Below are 15319 nucleotides of genomic sequence, written 5' to 3' on the forward strand. Positions count from 1 at the left end.
ACCGAGCACCGCAGCCACCGAGCCCACGGCCGGCTCGCCTGCTACCTCACCCCCCTGACCACATCGCCCTTCACCACACCACGCTGAAACAGGAGCACCACATGTCCAGCACCACCCTCGACTTCACCGGCCAGAAGGTCATCGTCATCGGCGGCACCAGCGGCATGGGCCAGGCCATCGCGGCCCACATCCTCGACGCCGGCGGCACCGCCGTCATCACCGGCCGCAGCCGGCCCAGCGCCGATGAAGCAGTGACTGCTCTGTCCGCCCACGGGCAGGTCATCGGCCTGGCCGCCGACCTCACCGACCCCACGGCCGTCGACCGCCTGCGCACCACCCTCACCGAGGAGCACGCCGACGCCACCCTGCTGGTCAACGCCGCCGGCGTCTTCGCACCCAAGCCCTTCCTGGAGCACACGGCCGCGGACTACGACCGCTACCAGGACCTCAACCGCGCCTTCTTCTTCCTCACCCAGACCTTCGCCGCCAACATGATCGAGCGCGGCGCGAAGGGCGCCATCGTCAACATCGGCTCCATGTGGGCCCACCAGGCCATCGCCGCCACCCCCTCCTCGGCGTACTCGATGGCCAAGGCGGGACTGCACTCCCTCACCCAGCACCTCGCGATGGAGCTCGCCCCGCACGGCATCCGCGCCAACGCCGTCGCCCCCGCCGTCGTGCGCACCCCGATCTACGAAGAGTTCATCCCCAAGTCGGATCTCGACTCCGCGATGGACGGCTTCGACTCCTTCCACCCGATCGGCCGCACCGGCACCGCCGACGACGTCACCGCCACCGTCGCCTTCCTCCTGTCCGACCAGACCGCCTGGGTCACCGGCGCGATCTGGGACGTCGACGGCGGCGTCATGGCCGGACGCAACTGACCCACTCGGCACACTGCCTCCGGGCCGCGTCACTCTGAGGCTTCCTTGTCCTGTGCTTCACCGGGTGCGCAGACGTCCTCGGGGCTCAGAAGGTCGACCGCGTGCACTCCAGCCGATGGGGTACGGCACCGGCCCCTTCTCAGACGCGGCGAAACGGGGCGAGGGAGCGGCCGGACAGGACGGTCTGGATGCGTCCTTCCTTGACGTCTTCGACCGAGGGCGGGGTGCGGAAGTGGTCGTGGTCGACGGCCAGGGCTGTGAGCCACTCCCAGGTGTCGCGGTGCGCGACCAGGTCCACGGAGGCCAACCAACCGTCGCGCCCTGGCGCAGTCCCCACAGAGTCCGCCGCACGGAGCAGTATCCGTGCCGCTGAGGCCGACCTCAGCGACTCACTACCCGGCATCCGAGTGCCGGACCTGGCCGAGTTGCGAGCCCGCGGGGTCTTCGGGCTCCAGGCTTCGCCGCCACAGGCCTGAGCAATGGTCAAGGGTTGTGGGTGAGTTGATTTCAGCTCTTGCTGCGGTGGGTGAGGCCGGTCCTGGCAGTGGTGCGGATCCGCTTGGTGCGGCCTGCGTCGGCGAGAACCTCGATGGCCTCGGCGTTCATCCCGGAGGCGGTCTTGAGCTGGAGCCAGTTGGACGACGCGAGGAGGTCGTCCAGCTGCCAGGGCAGCTTGAGCGTGACAGCCCGGAAGATCGACCACTCCCGCAGGCGCTGAGCCAGGAAGGGATGGCCGCTCGTGGCCTGGGTCATCGTCCGCACCCACTCCTCGTAAGCGAGACCTGGGTAGAGGTCGGCAGCGCGGCGGTCCAGGTGCCGCAGCACGGCGGACTGGGCCATCGTCTGGTCCGGGTCGGTGAGCACGCGGTCGACCAGGTCGACCTCGTCCGCGTCCGCGACGTGCTGCAGCTCGGCGAGGTAGGCCGCGAAGCGGACGTGTTCGTCAGGGTTCTGCGCGATGTCGTGGACGTTCATGCGACCTGCTCCTCGCGCTCGACCAGGACGCCGTTCTCGAAGCGTACGCCGGAGCGGACCAAGGACACCAGGTGGGCGCCGGTGATCGCGCGCCAGCGGTCCTGAGCAGACTCGACCGGCTTGAACACCATCGCAAGCGCGGCCGCCGGGCTGCCGGCGCTGCGGGTGACCTTGGTGCGGAGCTTGACCGTGGAGAACGTCGACTCGATCGGATTCGTGGTTCGCAGATGGATCCAGTGCTCGGCCGGGAAGTCGTAGAACGCGAGCAACTCGTTCCGGCCCTCAGTGATCTTCGCGACGGCCTTGGGCCGCTTCGTGCCGTAGGTCTTCGCGAACGTCTCGATCGCCTTCTCGGCGTGGTCACGGTCCTCGGCGTTGTAGATCTCCTGCATTGCCTTCCCCGCGTCGGGCTGGGCGGACTTGGGCAGGCAGTTGGTGACATTGCGGGATTTGTAAACCCAGCATCTCCGCGGCCGCGCGGCCGGGAACACCTCGGCGAGCGCACGCCAAAGGCCCATGGCGCCGTCGCCGACCACCAGTTCGGGGTCGCGCATGCCGCGTCGGCGGCAGTCGCGCAGCAGGTCCGCCCACGACTCGGTGGACTCCCGCAGGCCCTCGCCGATCGCGATCAGCTCCTTGGTGCCGTCGAGACGGGCCCCGAGCAGAACCAGGACGCACGACTGAGCTTGGCCGAGGCGGGCCCTCGGGTGCACGCCGTCGGCCCACACGTAGACGAAGTCACGGTCGGACAGGTCTCGGTCCTGGAAGGCGGCGAGGTCGTCGCTCCACTGCTTGGTCAGCCGCGTGACGGTGGCAGGCGACAGACCGGCGGTGCCGCCGAGGAACTGCTCCAGCGCGGGGACGAAATCGCCGGACGACAGGCCGTGCAGGTAGAGAAGCGGCAGCACCTCGGAGATCTTCGGCGACTTACGGCACCACGGCGCGAGGATCCTCGAGGAGAACCGCTTCCGCTCGCCCGTCGCGTCATTGATGCGGCGGTCGTTCACCCGGGGCGCTGTGACCTCGATCGGTCCGGCCGCAGTGACCACGGTGCGGGGTCGGTGGTGGCCGTTGCGGACGACCAGGCGACGGTCGCGCTCGTCGGTCTCGGCAGTCAACTCAGGTATGTACTGGTCGACGTCCGCCTCCAGCGCGGCGGCCAGCATCCGCCGGGCGCCCTCGCGGACGAACTCGTCGATCAGGGAGCCGGACTGGGTGGAGCCGTCGTCAGTGACTACGCTGAGCACGGGCGTGCCTTCCCGACCCGCGCTGCAACGCGGGCCTACTCGGAGACCTTACGGATCACTCGGGAACGTACGCCCTTCGCATGCCCTCCCGGAACCGATCCACAGGTCCTGAGCACTGCCCCGTGCGGCGGTGTCCCCTGTTTTAGCGACTGCAGTGACCTGACGGGGCCGGCAGTTGAACAGGCAGGCGGCTGATCACGGCGGATCCCATCAGGCGAAGCCGTGTGCAACGAACCGCCCGAAGCAAGGGCAGGGGCATGATCTACCAGGAGGGCGTGTCAGTCGCTCACGAGCTTGGGGAGGGGCCACATGGCGGAAAGTCCCGGTGTCTACCGGCGGCCGACGTAAGACGGCCACGTCCTCGAAGAAGCGCTCCGTCTCCTGCCCGTGCCGATGACTCGCCCGAGAGGGCTCCGCGAAAGCCAGGCGGGCGGCCGGTATGAATGGTCAAGAAGGCGTGCACGGACTGCAAATACCGCCGGGCTCGATGCTTCTACGCTCCCTGGCATGGCCGGGGCGGTGTGACGCCGTCCCGGTGGAACTGTCCCAGCATTGGAGAGGGATTCAGCATGCGCCGTCGTCTCATGACTCTTGCCGCCGCCACGCTCGCCACCGTTGTGGTGAGCGCCTTCGCTGCCACCGAAGCCTTGGCAGGAGCCATCGTCAACTGCCCGTGATGGAAGGGCCCGCAGACCCCTGCCAGGTCTGCGGGCCCGTCCCGAGCCGGCCGTCGTGCTCAAACGCAGCACTCGGCGGCGGAGGGTCCCGCTTCGCAGGGGCGTCCGTGGTCAGCCCGGGGATGCGTTCGCTCACCGCACACGCTGGGCGGCCGAAATCGCCGAGGACTCGGCCACGAAAGGGAGGCCCCGGTCAGCCGAGCCAGCCGACGTCGCGTACCTCGATCCCGTCGAGGTACGCGATGAAGACGCTCCAGCTCGACGGCCCGAACGCCTCGGCAACCTCCTCGCCACCGGGGGCGGGCCGGTTCGGACGGCCCACCTTCTCGGCGAGCAGAGGCTGTACCACCCTCATTGCCTCGGGCGCCGGCTCGCTCATAACCTCGGCGGCAAGCCGGTCCAGTCGTACACTCCGCCTCCTGCCCCCGGTTGTTCGGTGAACCAGGACGCTGCGGCGAGCGGTCGAAGTCTGGACGGGGCTGTGGATAAACGGTCTGCGTACGAGCTGCACCCGGCCAGAGCGAGTGCCGTACACCTCTTGCACGGTCGTCTCTCGCGCGTACGGGCTGCACAACTGCGGCCGGGAGCTGATTGCCCTTCATCTCGGTCGTTCCGTCGAGTTATGGGAGGACGAGGCCTGGCCCCCGCCGCGGCTGCTGGCCGCCGGGCAGCGGCCAGGATCCGCTCCCTGCCCGGCGCACCGACCCCCTGTCCGGGCGGCGCCTGGCTCGCCCGGGAGCTGCCGGAGGTGATCGAGACGGCGACGGCCTCTCTGGCCCCGGAAGAGTGTGACCGAATGGATTCCTACGGCGAGACGAGCGATGGGACAGGCGGCCTCGACGAAGTGACTCGTAGCGAGCTGGCCGCCGTGTAGTGCGAGGTCCAGGACGCACCGTGGCTCACCCCGGATCAGCAGACCGACGAGCGCTGCAAGGCCGCTATGGTCGACAAGTAAGCGGCCGACCAGGCTCCCGGACCAAGCCCCCGGGCTCCATCATCCACATCGATGCGGGCCTTGGGCTGTCCGGTGGGGCGTGTGAGCTGACGAGGGACGTGACCTGCTGTTTGCTGAACGGACGGGGGCAGCGTGGTGGCAGCGGCCGATTGCAATTCCTCACGGGCGGCCAGATCGCGGGCGGTTATCTGGCCGCCGACGATCACGCAGCGTGCGGGGCTCCTATGCGGTTCGGGTGAGATCCATGATCCAGTTGGTTCGCCAGGTGGCTCCGTCGTCGTAGGAGAATGCCTGCTCCCAGCGCGGGGCGTGCGCCTCGTGGGTGGTCCACTGGAAGCGGACCGTGACCTCGTGCCCGCCCAGGACGTCATCGCAGAAGAACTGGCCGACACCGTCGGTGAAGGAGCCCTCGACGTACGGGTCCAGGTGGCCAGGCCGGCCGCTGGAGGCCCACCAGATCCGCCATACTCTGGCTTCCGGATCGAACTGCCGCAGCGTGAACCCTTCGAAGGTATCGGTCCAGATCCGGTCGACATGTCCCAACCCGCCGAGGATCGGCTCCGCGGAGGCCGTCGCATCGAACTCGATCCACTTCTCGCAGGCAGGATCGGTGACGTCGGCGAGCTTGCGGTTGCGCACTTTCCAGTTGCCGAAGATGAAGTCGAAGTCAGAGCGCCCATCGACGGGCACGGCAGAACTCACAGCGATAACTCCAGAGACGGTGCACTGCCGTCGTGGTGCGGCCAGTGGCGGGGTCGAAACAATACGTTCTGCCACCAGTCACAGAGGCCACAGCTTGATCAAGAAGCTGTCACGGAATGCGACACTCCAGCTGGTCGTACGTATCCGCCCACAGCATGACGCTCGAGAGCGCCGAAGCCGCCCAGGCATTCCTCACCCTCAGGCGGCTCGACCCGAGGTCCACGGGCCGGCCTGACCCTCTACCAGGTCCTCGGCACCCTCCACAGGACCTGCCGAGGTGCTGGACCGGCACCTGCGCCACCTGCGGCCGAGATCTGCTGCGCGGCCGAGTGCGCGAGGAGTCGGGCCGGGATACAGAGCCGACAGCCGGGGTGATCGACTCGCAGTCCGTCAAGGCGGACGCCGTCGTCGGCCCGGACAGCCGCGGCTTCGACGGCGGCAAGCTGGTCAACGGCCGCAAGCGGCACGTCGTGGTCGACACTCTTGGCCTGCTGCTGGGCGTGATGGTCACCGCCGCGGAAGCGGGTCACCGTCGCCCTCGCCCGCTGGCCCCAGCCTTGTCGGGCTACACGAGCCTGCCCGCCGGCACGCCGCCAACTGGACGGCGCGCTGGTCAGAACTGGCGTGCGTGGCGGCCCAGACGGCTTCGGGTCTCAGACTCGGTGAGGCCCAGGCCGGTGGCGATCGTGCCCAAGGTCTGCTCATCAAATCAAGCAGCATGCGCGGCCGCCTTGCCGGCCTCGGCGGTCGCGTGCTTCAGGGCAGCAACGACACGTAGAGCTGCCAGGGGCGCCTCGTAGGCCAAGACGTCCAGCCGCTCCCGCAGCCGGTCGAGCAGAACGGTGACGTCCTGCGGGATCGGGACGGCGCGGGCCTCGACCTCCCTAAGGGCTGTCCCGCAATTCCCGGCGGGTGCACGACGACAGCTACGGCACCTCGCCGCGTTGTCGAAACGCCCGGATACATCCAGTATGCGGGTGCTTCTCCTCCTTGCGATGCACCGCATTTGACGCCGCGCGGCTGATCCACCAGGAATTGCGGGACAGCCCTTAGTAGTGGGTGCTTTCGGTATATCGGTCGAACGCGCTGAGTACGGCCATGATCCCGGCTTCCCAACTCGGGAACGGGGGCATGCTGTAAATCACGTCGATATCTGGTCCCCCCATCCGCAGGAGGCCATTCATCCCGTAGGCGGTATACCAGTCGGCAGCATCGAAGGTCACGTGTCCCCTCAAGGTGAAGCCGATGTCATCCGGATCCGGGTCTGTACATATGAAGACCCGCGGCGGTCCAGGATGCTCGTCTACAGAGACGAGGTGCAGGCCCCTTGCTGCCACCTCACTACGTACGCTCCTATCAATCGCCGAGAGATTCACCACCGCCATTGCGAGTACCCCCAGGTCCCTGGCGGCCGCTTGTTCCCAGCCGCTCGTACATTGCACGTGGATGCAAAGGTACTGAAGGCGGTGCAGTTCCGGGCAACGTCGTGACACTCAGCCCAGATGATCGTCATGTACTGAGGTACCGGCCATCCAGCTATGCCGCCCAGTCGAGCCCCAGTTCGGCGAGTGCGGCGAGCTGCTCCGCGGTGAGTTTGTCGCGCCGTGAGCGGGTGTTGGAGCCCTCGTCGGCCCATTTGGCGAAGTAGCCGTAGACGGTGTTCCAGTGCGGGAAGTCGTGCGGGAGGTACCTCCACTGGACCCCGGTGCGCTCCACGTACAAGATCGCGTCCATGATGTCGCGCAGGTCGTGCTCGGGCGGCCGGCCGAAAGCCAGGGCCCTGCCACGGCGCTCGAAGCGCCACGCGACCAGGACCGGCTCGATCAACTCCCAGCGGGCACCAGACAGATCACTTGGATACGGACGTCGCTTCGGCATGTTTCCGGCGTACCGCGCCGGACCGAGTGCACCCAGGCGCACAACAATGACGACAGAAGCACACGACGGCGAAGACCGGACATCCTGGGAGGAGACGGGAGCACGTAGCCTTCCGCCCCATCCGCAACCCCACCCGGGCCGCAGGCATCGCCCGCCACAGCGACTTGAACCGCACCCACTTCGCGATCATGACGCCCAGGGACTGGACGAGGAAGACCACGGCATCCCGAACTGACAGGCGGGGCCGGCCTCGTCAGTAGATCGATTGGCGTCCGCCCCGAGGAGCAGGACAACGGACGATACAGTCAGCGACCCTGCCCGATCCTCAGCCCGGAAAGACGAAGCCGGACTCGTATGCCGCGATGACCGCCTGGGTGCGGTCCCGTGCGCCAACTTTCGCCAGTACGGAGCTGACGTGCGACTTGACGGTTTCGGTCCCCACGACCAGGCGCGCGGCGATCTCTGCGTTCGACAGACCTCGCGCCATGAGACGCAGCACCTCCCCTTCGCGCTCGGTCAGTGCGGCACGTTCCATGGCGGCCCGCGCGGCGGTAGTGCCGTGGTCCCGGCCGTAGGAGGAAGCCATCTGCCGCACCGCCGCCGGGAACAGCAGGGAGTCGCCCTCGGCCACCAGCCGTACGGCGTGCACGATCTCCGCCGGTCGTGCCCGCTTGAGTAGGAAGCCGTCGGCTCCCGCGCGCAGCGCCCCGTACACGTACTCGTCGTTCTCGAAGGTCGTCACCACCACGATCTTCGGCGGGTTCGCTACGGTGCGCAGCACCGTCCGCGTGGCCTCGATGCCGTCCATCAGCGGCATACGTACGTCCATGACGATGACGTTGGGGCGCAGTTGCCGTACCAAGGGGATCACGGCGGCCCCATCGGCGGCCTCGCCAACCACTTCGATGTCCGGCTGAGCCCCCAGCACGGCGCGCAGTCCGGCCCGTACGAGCGGCTCGTCGTCGACTAGGAGAACGGTGAGCGGCATCCGGACAGCCTAGATCAACTACAGCGGCAGATCGACGTGCAGCAGCCAGTGGCCGCCGTGCTGTCCCGCCCGGGCCACGCCCCCGAGCAGCGCGGCACGCTCACGGATCCCACGCAGCCCCCTGCCACCACCCGTACTGGCAACCGTTGCCGGATCGGGCACCGGATTGCCCACCTCAAGCCGCAGCCGCGTTGCCTCCACGGTGATGCGCACGCCGATGCGGACAGGGCCCGCGTGCCGCAGCACGTTGGTGAGCGCTTCCTGAAGCATCCGGTAGGCCTCGCGGGAGACCGGTCCCGGAAGGTGCTCCAACGGTCCGGTCACTTCAGCATCGACCTGCGCACCCGAGGACCGCGCGGAATCCAGCAGACGGGCCGCCTCGTCGAGAGCCGGACGTGCGCCGGCCGGCTGGCCTGTATCGCGCAGTACGAGCAGGACACGGTCCAAATCCTCCAGCGCGGCCCGTCCCGTCTCCTCGATGGCCTCCAGCGCCCGGTCGGTGAATTCCGGGTCACCTGCCGCCCGGGCGGCACCCGCCTGCACTACCGCCAACGTCAGCGCGTGGCCGAGAGTGTCGTGCAACTCCCGTGCAATTTCGTTGCGTTCCAGCAGCCGCTCGGTGCGCTTCTCCAACTCGGCCAGCCGCTCCGTGACCGACGGCCCGAGCAGCCGGCGCGCGGCCTGGGCCATGAGCGCTCCCGCCCCCGCGGCCACCATGACCAGCACCAGCACGGGTAGCGGTGCCAGCAAGGCATACACCCAGCCCGCGCCCGAAACGTTCAGCAGCGGGTCGGCGAGGCCCGGCTCCCCGGCGGCCGCCCCGGCAAGCGACAGCGCGAGTGTCAGCAAGGTGTTGGTCACCAGTGCGAGGGCAAGCCCTGTTTCCAGACGCAGGATCAGCCAGGCACCGGTTCTCGCCCGGTCGGTCCACGAGGCGGAGAAAACGGTGGAGACGCCAGGGTCCTCGTCATGCCTCACGCGGGCGTGCGGCCCGGGAAACAACATCAGCCGTGCCTGCAGCCCCTCCGCATGACGGACCGAGGGCACCATGCCGGCGGCCAGAGCCAGGGGGATGGGAAGGACCGCGACCAGCAACAAGTGGTGCGGTGACGGGTTGCTCAGCCCCGGATAGACCGTGGCGCAGGCGAACGGCACGATCGCACCCACCATCATGTGCAGCCAGCGGGTGTAGGTCACCGCACGTGTCAGCGGCAGCAGGAGGCCAGGCATACCGACATCGTGACAGAGCAGCAGGGATCGCCGTCTCCCCCGTGCGGGGGAGACGTGCCCCCCGGGCGGGGGATGCCTGCCCGCGCTTGCCCGACCACGCTGAGGCCATGACCAGCATCGACGTAAAAGAACTCACCAAGGAGTACCGCGGTACCCGGGCTGTGGACCGTCTGACGTGCAGCATCGAACCGGGCCGGGTCACCGGGTTCCTCGGGCCCAACGGTGCCGGCAAGTCCACCACCATGCGCCTCGTCCTCGGCCTGGACCGCCCCACCTCCGGCACCGCCATGGTCGGCGGCCACCCCTATGCGACGCTGCGCGAACCCCTGCGCACCGTCGGCTCCCTGCTGGACGCGCAGGCCGCCCACGGTTCCCGAACCGCACGGGACCATCTGCGCTTCCTCGCCGTCAGCAACCGCCTCCCGGCACGCCGCGTGGACGACGTCCTTCGGAACACCGGTCTCACCGCTGTCGCACACCGCCGTATCAGAACCTTCTCACTCGGCATGCGCCAGCGGCTCGGCATCGCCGCCGCACTCCTCGGGGATCCACCCGTGCTCATGCTGGACGAGCCCACCAACGGCCTCGACCCGGAAGGGATCATCTGGATCCGCCACTTGCTGCGCAGGCTCGCCAGCGAAGGCCGCACAGTCCTGGTCTCCAGCCACCTGATGAACGAGACCGCATCCTTCGCCGACCATCTCATCATCCTCGGCAAGGGACGCCTCCTCGCCGACATCCCGACACAGGACTTCATCGAACGGCACAGCCACCCACGCGTACGCGTACGCACCAGTGCCCCCAGCCGACTGCGGACCGCACTGCTGGCTCAGGGACACACAGTCGCGGAAGACGATGACGGCCGATGGATCGTCGACGGCGCCACAGCCGAACAGATCGGAGCCGTCGCAGCCCGCGAGAGCATCCCCGTCCTCGAACTCACCGACGAACGTGCCTCCCTGGAGCAGGCATACCTCGCTCTCACGGCCGCCGACGCGGAATTCGCCGCCGAGGCCCCCGCGTTTCCGACCCCGCAGGAGGCCTGACCATGTCCGTCCCCGCGGTACTCCACTCCGAGTGGATCAAAATCAGGTCGGTCCGGGCGAGCTTCGGATCACTCCTAGCGGTCTTCGCCGCCACGCTGGCCACCACCCTGCTCGTGTTCGCCACCGTAGGCCGCGCGGAGGCGGAAGGCGGCGAGGATCCCGTCTTCGGAGCCTTCTACGCGATCAACTTCGCGCAGATCGCCGCGATCGCCTTCGGGGCCACCGCCGTCTCCTCCGAGTACACGAGCGGTGCCCTACAGATCTCCCTGTCGGCATTGCCACGCCGGGGTCTCTTCTACGCGGCCAAGACGGCAGTCGTGGCCACCGCCGCCCTCGCCGTAGGAATCGCCACAGCGTTCGCCACCTTCTTCGCGGGCCAGGCGTTCCTAGGAAACTACGCGATCGGCCTCGGTGAGCCGGGCGCCCTGCGGGCCTGCATCGGCGGGGGGATCTACCTCGCTCTGATGGCCTTGTTCGCTACAGGACTCACTTTCCTCCTGCGCAGCGCCACGGCAGTGCTCAGCCTGCTGATCCCCTTCATCCTGATCGTGTCCTTCGTGGTCGGAGGCATCGCCGAGGGCGCCGCCTCCTGTCTTCCCGACCGTGCCGGACAACAAGTCCTCCACCAGGACCCGGCAGGAGGCCTTGGCCCTTGGACAGGTCTCGCCGTGACTGCGCTGTGGGCGGCAGCCGCGCTCGTGGCCGGATGGTGGGCAATGCACCGACGTGATGCCTGACAACGCGGCAACCGGCGCTCGCCCCGTGCCTGGGGCGGCGCCATGAACAAGCACACGGGGGGCCAGGTCTGACTTCGCCGTCTGGGCTGGAACGCATGCCGGCTGTTGACACCGGTGGCGACGAGAGGCTGCGGCGGCCTGGGCGAGGTGCGGCTCTGAGCAGCCGGCGAACGTGCACACGACGCCGCAGCCCTCGTTGGATCGGTCCCGCCACGGTGCGTAGCTGGGTTTCAGCAGACCAGTGTGAGGGCACGGACCACAGCGCGAGTTGCCGCCATCCGCCAGGACCGGCGCTGTGGTGTCAACGGCGATTGCCTGTGCTGGATCAGCTGGTGGCAGTGGCATGGTAGAGGCCACGGGCGGCACGGAAGGCGGCCACGAGGCTCTCGAGGGCGCTGCGGACGGCGTTCACGGCGCCCCTGGAGGAGTGACGGCCGAGTGCCTGGGCGACGTCCCGCGCGCATCGGCGTTTCGCTGCCTCCACACCCCGGGCACGGGGGACGATCTCGGCGATACGGCTGATGCGATGATCTAAGCCCACAGAGAACGGGCTGATCAGAGGGGTTTTCATGGCCGCTTACGAACTGACGAACCGGCTTGTCATCGGTATCGCCTCCAGCGCGCTGTTCGACCTCTCAGAGTCGGACGCCGTCTTCCGCGAACAGGGCGAGGAGAGCTACCGCGCCTACCAGGCGGAGCACCTCGACCACACGCTGCGCCCCGGTGTCGCGTTCCCGTTCATCCGCCGACTGCTCTCGCTCAACGACCTGCGCGAGGAAAACGACCCGCTGGTAGAGGTCATCGTTCTGTCGCGGAACGACCCCGACACCGGGCTTCGTGTCATGCGGTCGATACAGGCACATTCTCTGCCGATAAGCCGGGCCGTCTTCATGCAGGGCCGCTCGCCCTACAAGTTCATGCCCGCCCTCAACATGTCCCTGTTCCTGTCAGCCAACGCCGTCGACGTGCACGAAGCCGTCTCCCAGGGACTGCCGGCAGGACACGTGCTGGGCGAGCCCTACGACGACGACACCAGCGACCACGACCTGCGCATCTCGTTCGACTTCGACGGTGTCCTGGCCACCGACGACTCGGAGCAGGTGTACCAGACGGGAGGCATCGAGGGGTTCCGCGCCCATGAGGTACTCAACGCCGCGGTGCCGCATGACGCGGGACCCCTGAAGGAGTTCCTTGCCAGCATCAACCGTATCCAGCAGCGGGAGGAAGAGGAGCGGCAGAAGAACGCCAACTACCGCATCCGCCTCCACGTATCCCTCGTCACCGCGCGCAACGCCCCCGCGCACGAGCGGGCAGTGATGAGCCTGAAGAGCTGGGGGGTGACCGTCAACGACGCCTTCTTCCTCGGAGGCATCGACAAGGGCGAGATCATGAAGGTTCTCAGGCCGCACATCTTCTTTGACGACCAGGCAAGCCACCTGGCCAGCACCTCGCGGACCACCCCCAGCGTCCACGTCCCCTTCGGAAAGATCAACGAGCAGAGCGCTTCAGAGGACCTGACGGAGTCCTGACCCCCCTCCCCAGGTCAGCCTGCGCGGGGCCCGGTCTACCCCCCCCGCTGTCCCCTGCAGGCGCGCTCGCGGACCGGCCGCAACCGGGCACGTATCAAAAGGCCCGAAGCCACAGGACAACGAGGGCGGCTCCAAAACGGCTCCGGTCCACACGAATATGACGCTGGAGGAGGCCGCCGACGCCTTGCGCGCGATCATGGGCGGGGCGACGGACACGAGCCTGATGAGCGCGTGGGAGTCAGGCCGGCGCCGTACGGGCAAACGGAATCGGTCCGGTCTGTGCCAGGTGTAGCGCGAGCGCCCGGAGGTGCTGTTCGCCCACCAGGACGGCGCGGCCACCAGCGTGCTGGAGACCTCCGGGACCACCGTGGTGGTCAAGGTCGCGCCGCTGAGCCGGTCGGCGGGCTCGCGGTGCTCCTGGACGTGGATGAGCACACCGGCGGCTTCGGCGGCGCCCGCGCCTACCTCACCGACCGGGCAGCGCCCCGCCCGGCCGGGGTGATGATCGGCTACCCCGGCATGGACGAGGTCGTGGTCGGTGGCCGCGGCCTGTGGCGGGCCGTCATCGCCGTGCACGCCCCCTCCGGGCACTCCGGCTCCAGCAAGACCGTCATCGGCGCGATCACGTGCGCCGCCCACCTCGTACGGCTTCTGGACACCGCCGAACTGCCCGGCGTGGACGACGGCTCGGGGTTTCCGCTGGCGCCGAAGCTGTCGGTCACTGCCTTCCACGGCGGCCAGGGCTTCTCCGTCACCCCCGACCGGGTCGATATCAACGTGGACGTCCGCACCACCCCCGGCTTCGACGCACATGATGCCGAGACACTCGTGCGCAAGGCCGTCGCGGAGCTCGACGCGGAGCTGCCCGCACCGGCACCCACTGAGGTCACCCCGGTCGCTGCCTGGCCGCCGTTCCGTCTCACCGAGGACGAACAGCCCGCCGCCGCCCTCCTCGAAGCCGCCACGGCGGCCGGGCTGATGGTGCGGGCGAAGACGGCGGGCCCGTCGAACATCGGCAACCTGCTCGCCGGGGAGGGCATCGCGGCCACCGCCGGTTTCGGGGTGCCGTACGAGGGCCTGCACGGCATCGACGAACGCGCTCACCTCGCCGAACTCCCCGCGGCGTACGCCGTCTACCAGAAAGCTGTTCTCGACCTTCTCGGAGGCTGACGTCCCAAGCGCGTCCCATCTTCCTCCCAGATCCACTCCCAGCAACTGCTCAACTCCGTCTCTGGGAACACCTCTTCGATCGCGGTGACGCGGAGGCAGCACCACTGAAGCATTCCGGAGCTGACCCATACCGTCAACGGGGACGCGGTGGACGGCGTCCGAGCTGGGCCGCACCGTCTGCCAGAGCGAGCAGTCGTCCACCCTGGTCGCCACTGGCAGGTCGCATGCCTCGCAGGCCATGTTGGGTCCGTCGGCTCCGTCGAGGCCGCAGCAGGCACCGCCGCGCTTCTCGGGGATCAGCCGGGTTCCGCGGATATCGCCGGGCGCGATGAGACTCGCTCCGAGCGTGCTGTCGGACAGGGCGTGTACCGGCGCGTAGATGCCGCGTGCCTCCGCCTCGCCCGGATCGATCTCGTCCCACATCCGCCACGGCCCTCCCCAGGGGTCTGGGTCCACGGCAAACGTCCCGGACTCCATGAGCACAGGAAGCTGGGCCCCGTTCCCGTACTTCTGACGGGCGTGGACTGGCAGGGAGACCTGGGACAGCGGGGTGGTCAACTCGGCGCCGCATCCCGCACACACGAAAACGAACAAATGTCCTCCGCCTGGGAAACAGACGCATCGTCGCAGTTCGACGGCAGCCGGCCAACGTGTTTTCTCGTCCGCCGTGGGAACGGCACCTGCCACCGCCGTGGAGCATCATGGCGCTCGCTGAAGACAGCGGTCACTGCGCTGGCCCTGGTGCGCCGTGTCCGGAGGTTCAGCCGTCGACCAGACGGCGCAGGGCGCGGCGAGCCAGTGGCGCGTATGCGATCACGAGCGGAGTGGGGCCGTCGATGCGCAGCTCGGTTTCCGTCCCGAACGGTGGGCGGGGTCGGACGGCGTGCCACAGACGCATCCGCACCGGGCCCGCTTGCACGCGCCACTGCCAGGTACGGGCCTGATGGTCCACGGCCTCCACGACGAAGGCGATGCTGGGCCCCACCACGGGCACCACCCGGCCGCGCAGGCCCACGCGCAGTTCCGCCTCCGCCTCCACGGCCCGGATCTGCGGGGCCCACGTAGTCCAGGCATCCGTGTGGATGTACCGCCGCCAGACCGATTCCACGCTTGCCGAGCCCGTGGCTCTTACCGTTCTTCTCACCTGTCCACCATGCATGCGCAAGGCCGAAGGCGCTGGGCACGGGGTTCGTTCACCTCAAGCGTCTCCGATGCCGGCCGCGATCGTCTTCGTGGCCACGTCGGGTTGTACCTGGCAGCAGTTGCCTACGGCGTCGTTCGGCCCGTCCGGAGCGACCCTG

At 68.5% G+C, this 15319-nt stretch carries 14 protein-coding genes and 3 pseudogenes; 6 read left to right on the forward strand and 11 right to left on the reverse strand.

What is annotated here, in order from left to right:
* Positions 1-101 precede the first annotated feature (101 nt).
* Positions 102-884 carry an SDR family NAD(P)-dependent oxidoreductase gene (locus tag ACN6LM_RS09790; protein WP_445064918.1) on the forward strand — a complete coding sequence of 261 codons (783 nt, stop codon included), beginning with the start codon at positions 102-104 and terminating at the stop codon, positions 882-884.
* A gap of 139 nt (positions 885-1023) precedes the next feature.
* On the opposite strand, the gene ACN6LM_RS09795 is transcribed toward ACN6LM_RS09790, so the two are convergent.
* From ACN6LM_RS09795 to ACN6LM_RS09815, 5 genes are all read right to left on the reverse strand, one after another.
* Positions 1024-1182: a hypothetical protein gene (locus ACN6LM_RS09795; RefSeq protein WP_445064919.1), complete on the reverse strand. Its 159-nt coding sequence runs from the start codon at positions 1180-1182 to the stop codon at positions 1024-1026.
* A 209-nt stretch (positions 1183-1391) separates the two neighbouring features.
* Entirely contained in the window at positions 1392-1859 is a 468-nt protein-coding gene (locus ACN6LM_RS09800; RefSeq protein ID WP_445064920.1) for a hypothetical protein, read from the reverse strand.
* A complete protein-coding gene (locus tag ACN6LM_RS09805) occupies positions 1856-3106 on the reverse strand; it encodes an IS256 family transposase (protein WP_445064921.1) in 1251 nt (416 codons plus the stop codon). The genes ACN6LM_RS09800 and ACN6LM_RS09805 overlap by 4 nt, the downstream gene beginning before the upstream one ends.
* A gap of 870 nt (positions 3107-3976) precedes the next feature.
* Positions 3977-4132, reverse strand: a complete 156-nt coding sequence (locus tag ACN6LM_RS09810) for a hypothetical protein (protein ID WP_445064922.1) — start codon at positions 4130-4132, stop codon at positions 3977-3979.
* Between the two features lie 828 nt (positions 4133-4960).
* Positions 4961-5440: a hypothetical protein gene (locus ACN6LM_RS09815; protein ID WP_445064923.1), complete on the reverse strand. Its 480-nt coding sequence runs from the start codon at positions 5438-5440 to the stop codon at positions 4961-4963.
* A 308-nt stretch (positions 5441-5748) separates the two neighbouring features.
* Here ACN6LM_RS09815 and ACN6LM_RS09820 point away from each other — a divergent pair.
* A pseudogene (locus tag ACN6LM_RS09820) lies at positions 5749-5961 on the forward strand (transposase); the annotation flags it as partial.
* Positions 5962-6489: 528 nt separating this feature from the next.
* On the opposite strand, the gene ACN6LM_RS09825 reads toward ACN6LM_RS09820, so the two are convergent.
* The 4 genes and pseudogenes from ACN6LM_RS09825 to ACN6LM_RS09840 all read right to left on the reverse strand — a co-directional run bounded on the left by ACN6LM_RS09825 (position 6490) and on the right by ACN6LM_RS09840 (position 9536).
* A complete protein-coding gene (locus ACN6LM_RS09825; protein ID WP_445064924.1) occupies positions 6490-6825 on the reverse strand; it encodes a hypothetical protein in 336 nt (111 codons plus the stop codon).
* A gap of 235 nt (positions 6826-7060) precedes the next feature.
* Positions 7061-7318: pseudogene (locus ACN6LM_RS09830) on the reverse strand (transposase); the annotation flags it as partial.
* 325 nt (positions 7319-7643) lie between these two features.
* Positions 7644-8306, reverse strand: coding sequence for a response regulator transcription factor (locus ACN6LM_RS09835; protein ID WP_445064925.1), 663 nt, complete (start codon positions 8304-8306; stop codon positions 7644-7646).
* An 18-nt stretch (positions 8307-8324) separates the two neighbouring features.
* Positions 8325-9536: a sensor histidine kinase gene (locus ACN6LM_RS09840; RefSeq protein WP_445064926.1), complete on the reverse strand. Its 1212-nt coding sequence runs from the start codon at positions 9534-9536 to the stop codon at positions 8325-8327.
* Positions 9537-9643: 107 nt separating this feature from the next.
* Here ACN6LM_RS09840 and ACN6LM_RS09845 point away from each other — a divergent pair, with 107 nt between their 5' ends.
* The 4 genes from ACN6LM_RS09845 (at position 9644) to ACN6LM_RS09860 (ending at position 14018) form a co-directional block, all read left to right on the forward strand.
* Positions 9644-10582 (forward strand): ABC transporter ATP-binding protein, encoded by a 939-nt coding sequence (locus tag ACN6LM_RS09845; RefSeq protein ID WP_445064927.1) that lies wholly within the window; start codon positions 9644-9646, stop codon positions 10580-10582.
* A 2-nt stretch (positions 10583-10584) separates the two neighbouring features.
* On the forward strand, positions 10585-11319 hold the full coding sequence (locus ACN6LM_RS09850) for an ABC transporter permease (protein ID WP_445064928.1): 735 nt from the start codon (positions 10585-10587) through the stop codon (positions 11317-11319).
* A 569-nt stretch (positions 11320-11888) separates the two neighbouring features.
* On the forward strand, positions 11889-12848 hold the full coding sequence (locus ACN6LM_RS09855; protein ID WP_445064929.1) for a 5'-nucleotidase: 960 nt from the start codon (positions 11889-11891) through the stop codon (positions 12846-12848).
* 423 nt (positions 12849-13271) lie between these two features.
* Positions 13272-14018 (forward strand): M20/M25/M40 family metallo-hydrolase, encoded by a 747-nt coding sequence (locus ACN6LM_RS09860; RefSeq protein WP_445064930.1) that lies wholly within the window; start codon positions 13272-13274, stop codon positions 14016-14018.
* A 129-nt stretch (positions 14019-14147) separates the two neighbouring features.
* Here the strand turns inward: ACN6LM_RS09860 and ACN6LM_RS09865 are convergent.
* Positions 14148-14612: pseudogene (locus tag ACN6LM_RS09865) on the reverse strand (hypothetical protein); the annotation flags it as partial.
* Positions 14613-14778: 166 nt separating this feature from the next.
* Positions 14779-15126, reverse strand: a complete 348-nt coding sequence (locus tag ACN6LM_RS09870; protein ID WP_445064931.1) for an SRPBCC family protein — start codon at positions 15124-15126, stop codon at positions 14779-14781.
* Positions 15127-15319: the final 193 nt, after the last annotated feature.

The organism is Streptomyces sp. SAS_281 (assembly GCF_052542855.1).

Bases quoted from the DNA above. Each gene is read 5' to 3' on its own strand.
- ACN6LM_RS09840 (WP_445064926.1), bottom strand. From the start codon at position 9,536: ATGCCTGGCCTCCTGCTGCCGCTGACACGTGCGGTGACCTACACCCGC.
- ACN6LM_RS09825 (WP_445064924.1), bottom strand. From the start codon at position 6,825: ATGGCGGTGGTGAATCTCTCGGCGATTGATAGGAGCGTACGTAGTGAG.
- ACN6LM_RS09850 (WP_445064928.1), top strand. From the start codon at position 10,585: ATGTCCGTCCCCGCGGTACTCCACTCCGAGTGGATCAAAATCAGGTCG.
- ACN6LM_RS09790 (WP_445064918.1), top strand. From the start codon at position 102: ATGTCCAGCACCACCCTCGACTTCACCGGCCAGAAGGTCATCGTCATC.
- ACN6LM_RS09800 (WP_445064920.1), bottom strand. From the start codon at position 1,859: ATGAACGTCCACGACATCGCGCAGAACCCTGACGAACACGTCCGCTTC.
- ACN6LM_RS09855 (WP_445064929.1), top strand. From the start codon at position 11,889: ATGGCCGCTTACGAACTGACGAACCGGCTTGTCATCGGTATCGCCTCC.
- ACN6LM_RS09845 (WP_445064927.1), top strand. From the start codon at position 9,644: ATGACCAGCATCGACGTAAAAGAACTCACCAAGGAGTACCGCGGTACC.
- ACN6LM_RS09835 (WP_445064925.1), bottom strand. From the start codon at position 8,306: ATGCCGCTCACCGTTCTCCTAGTCGACGACGAGCCGCTCGTACGGGCC.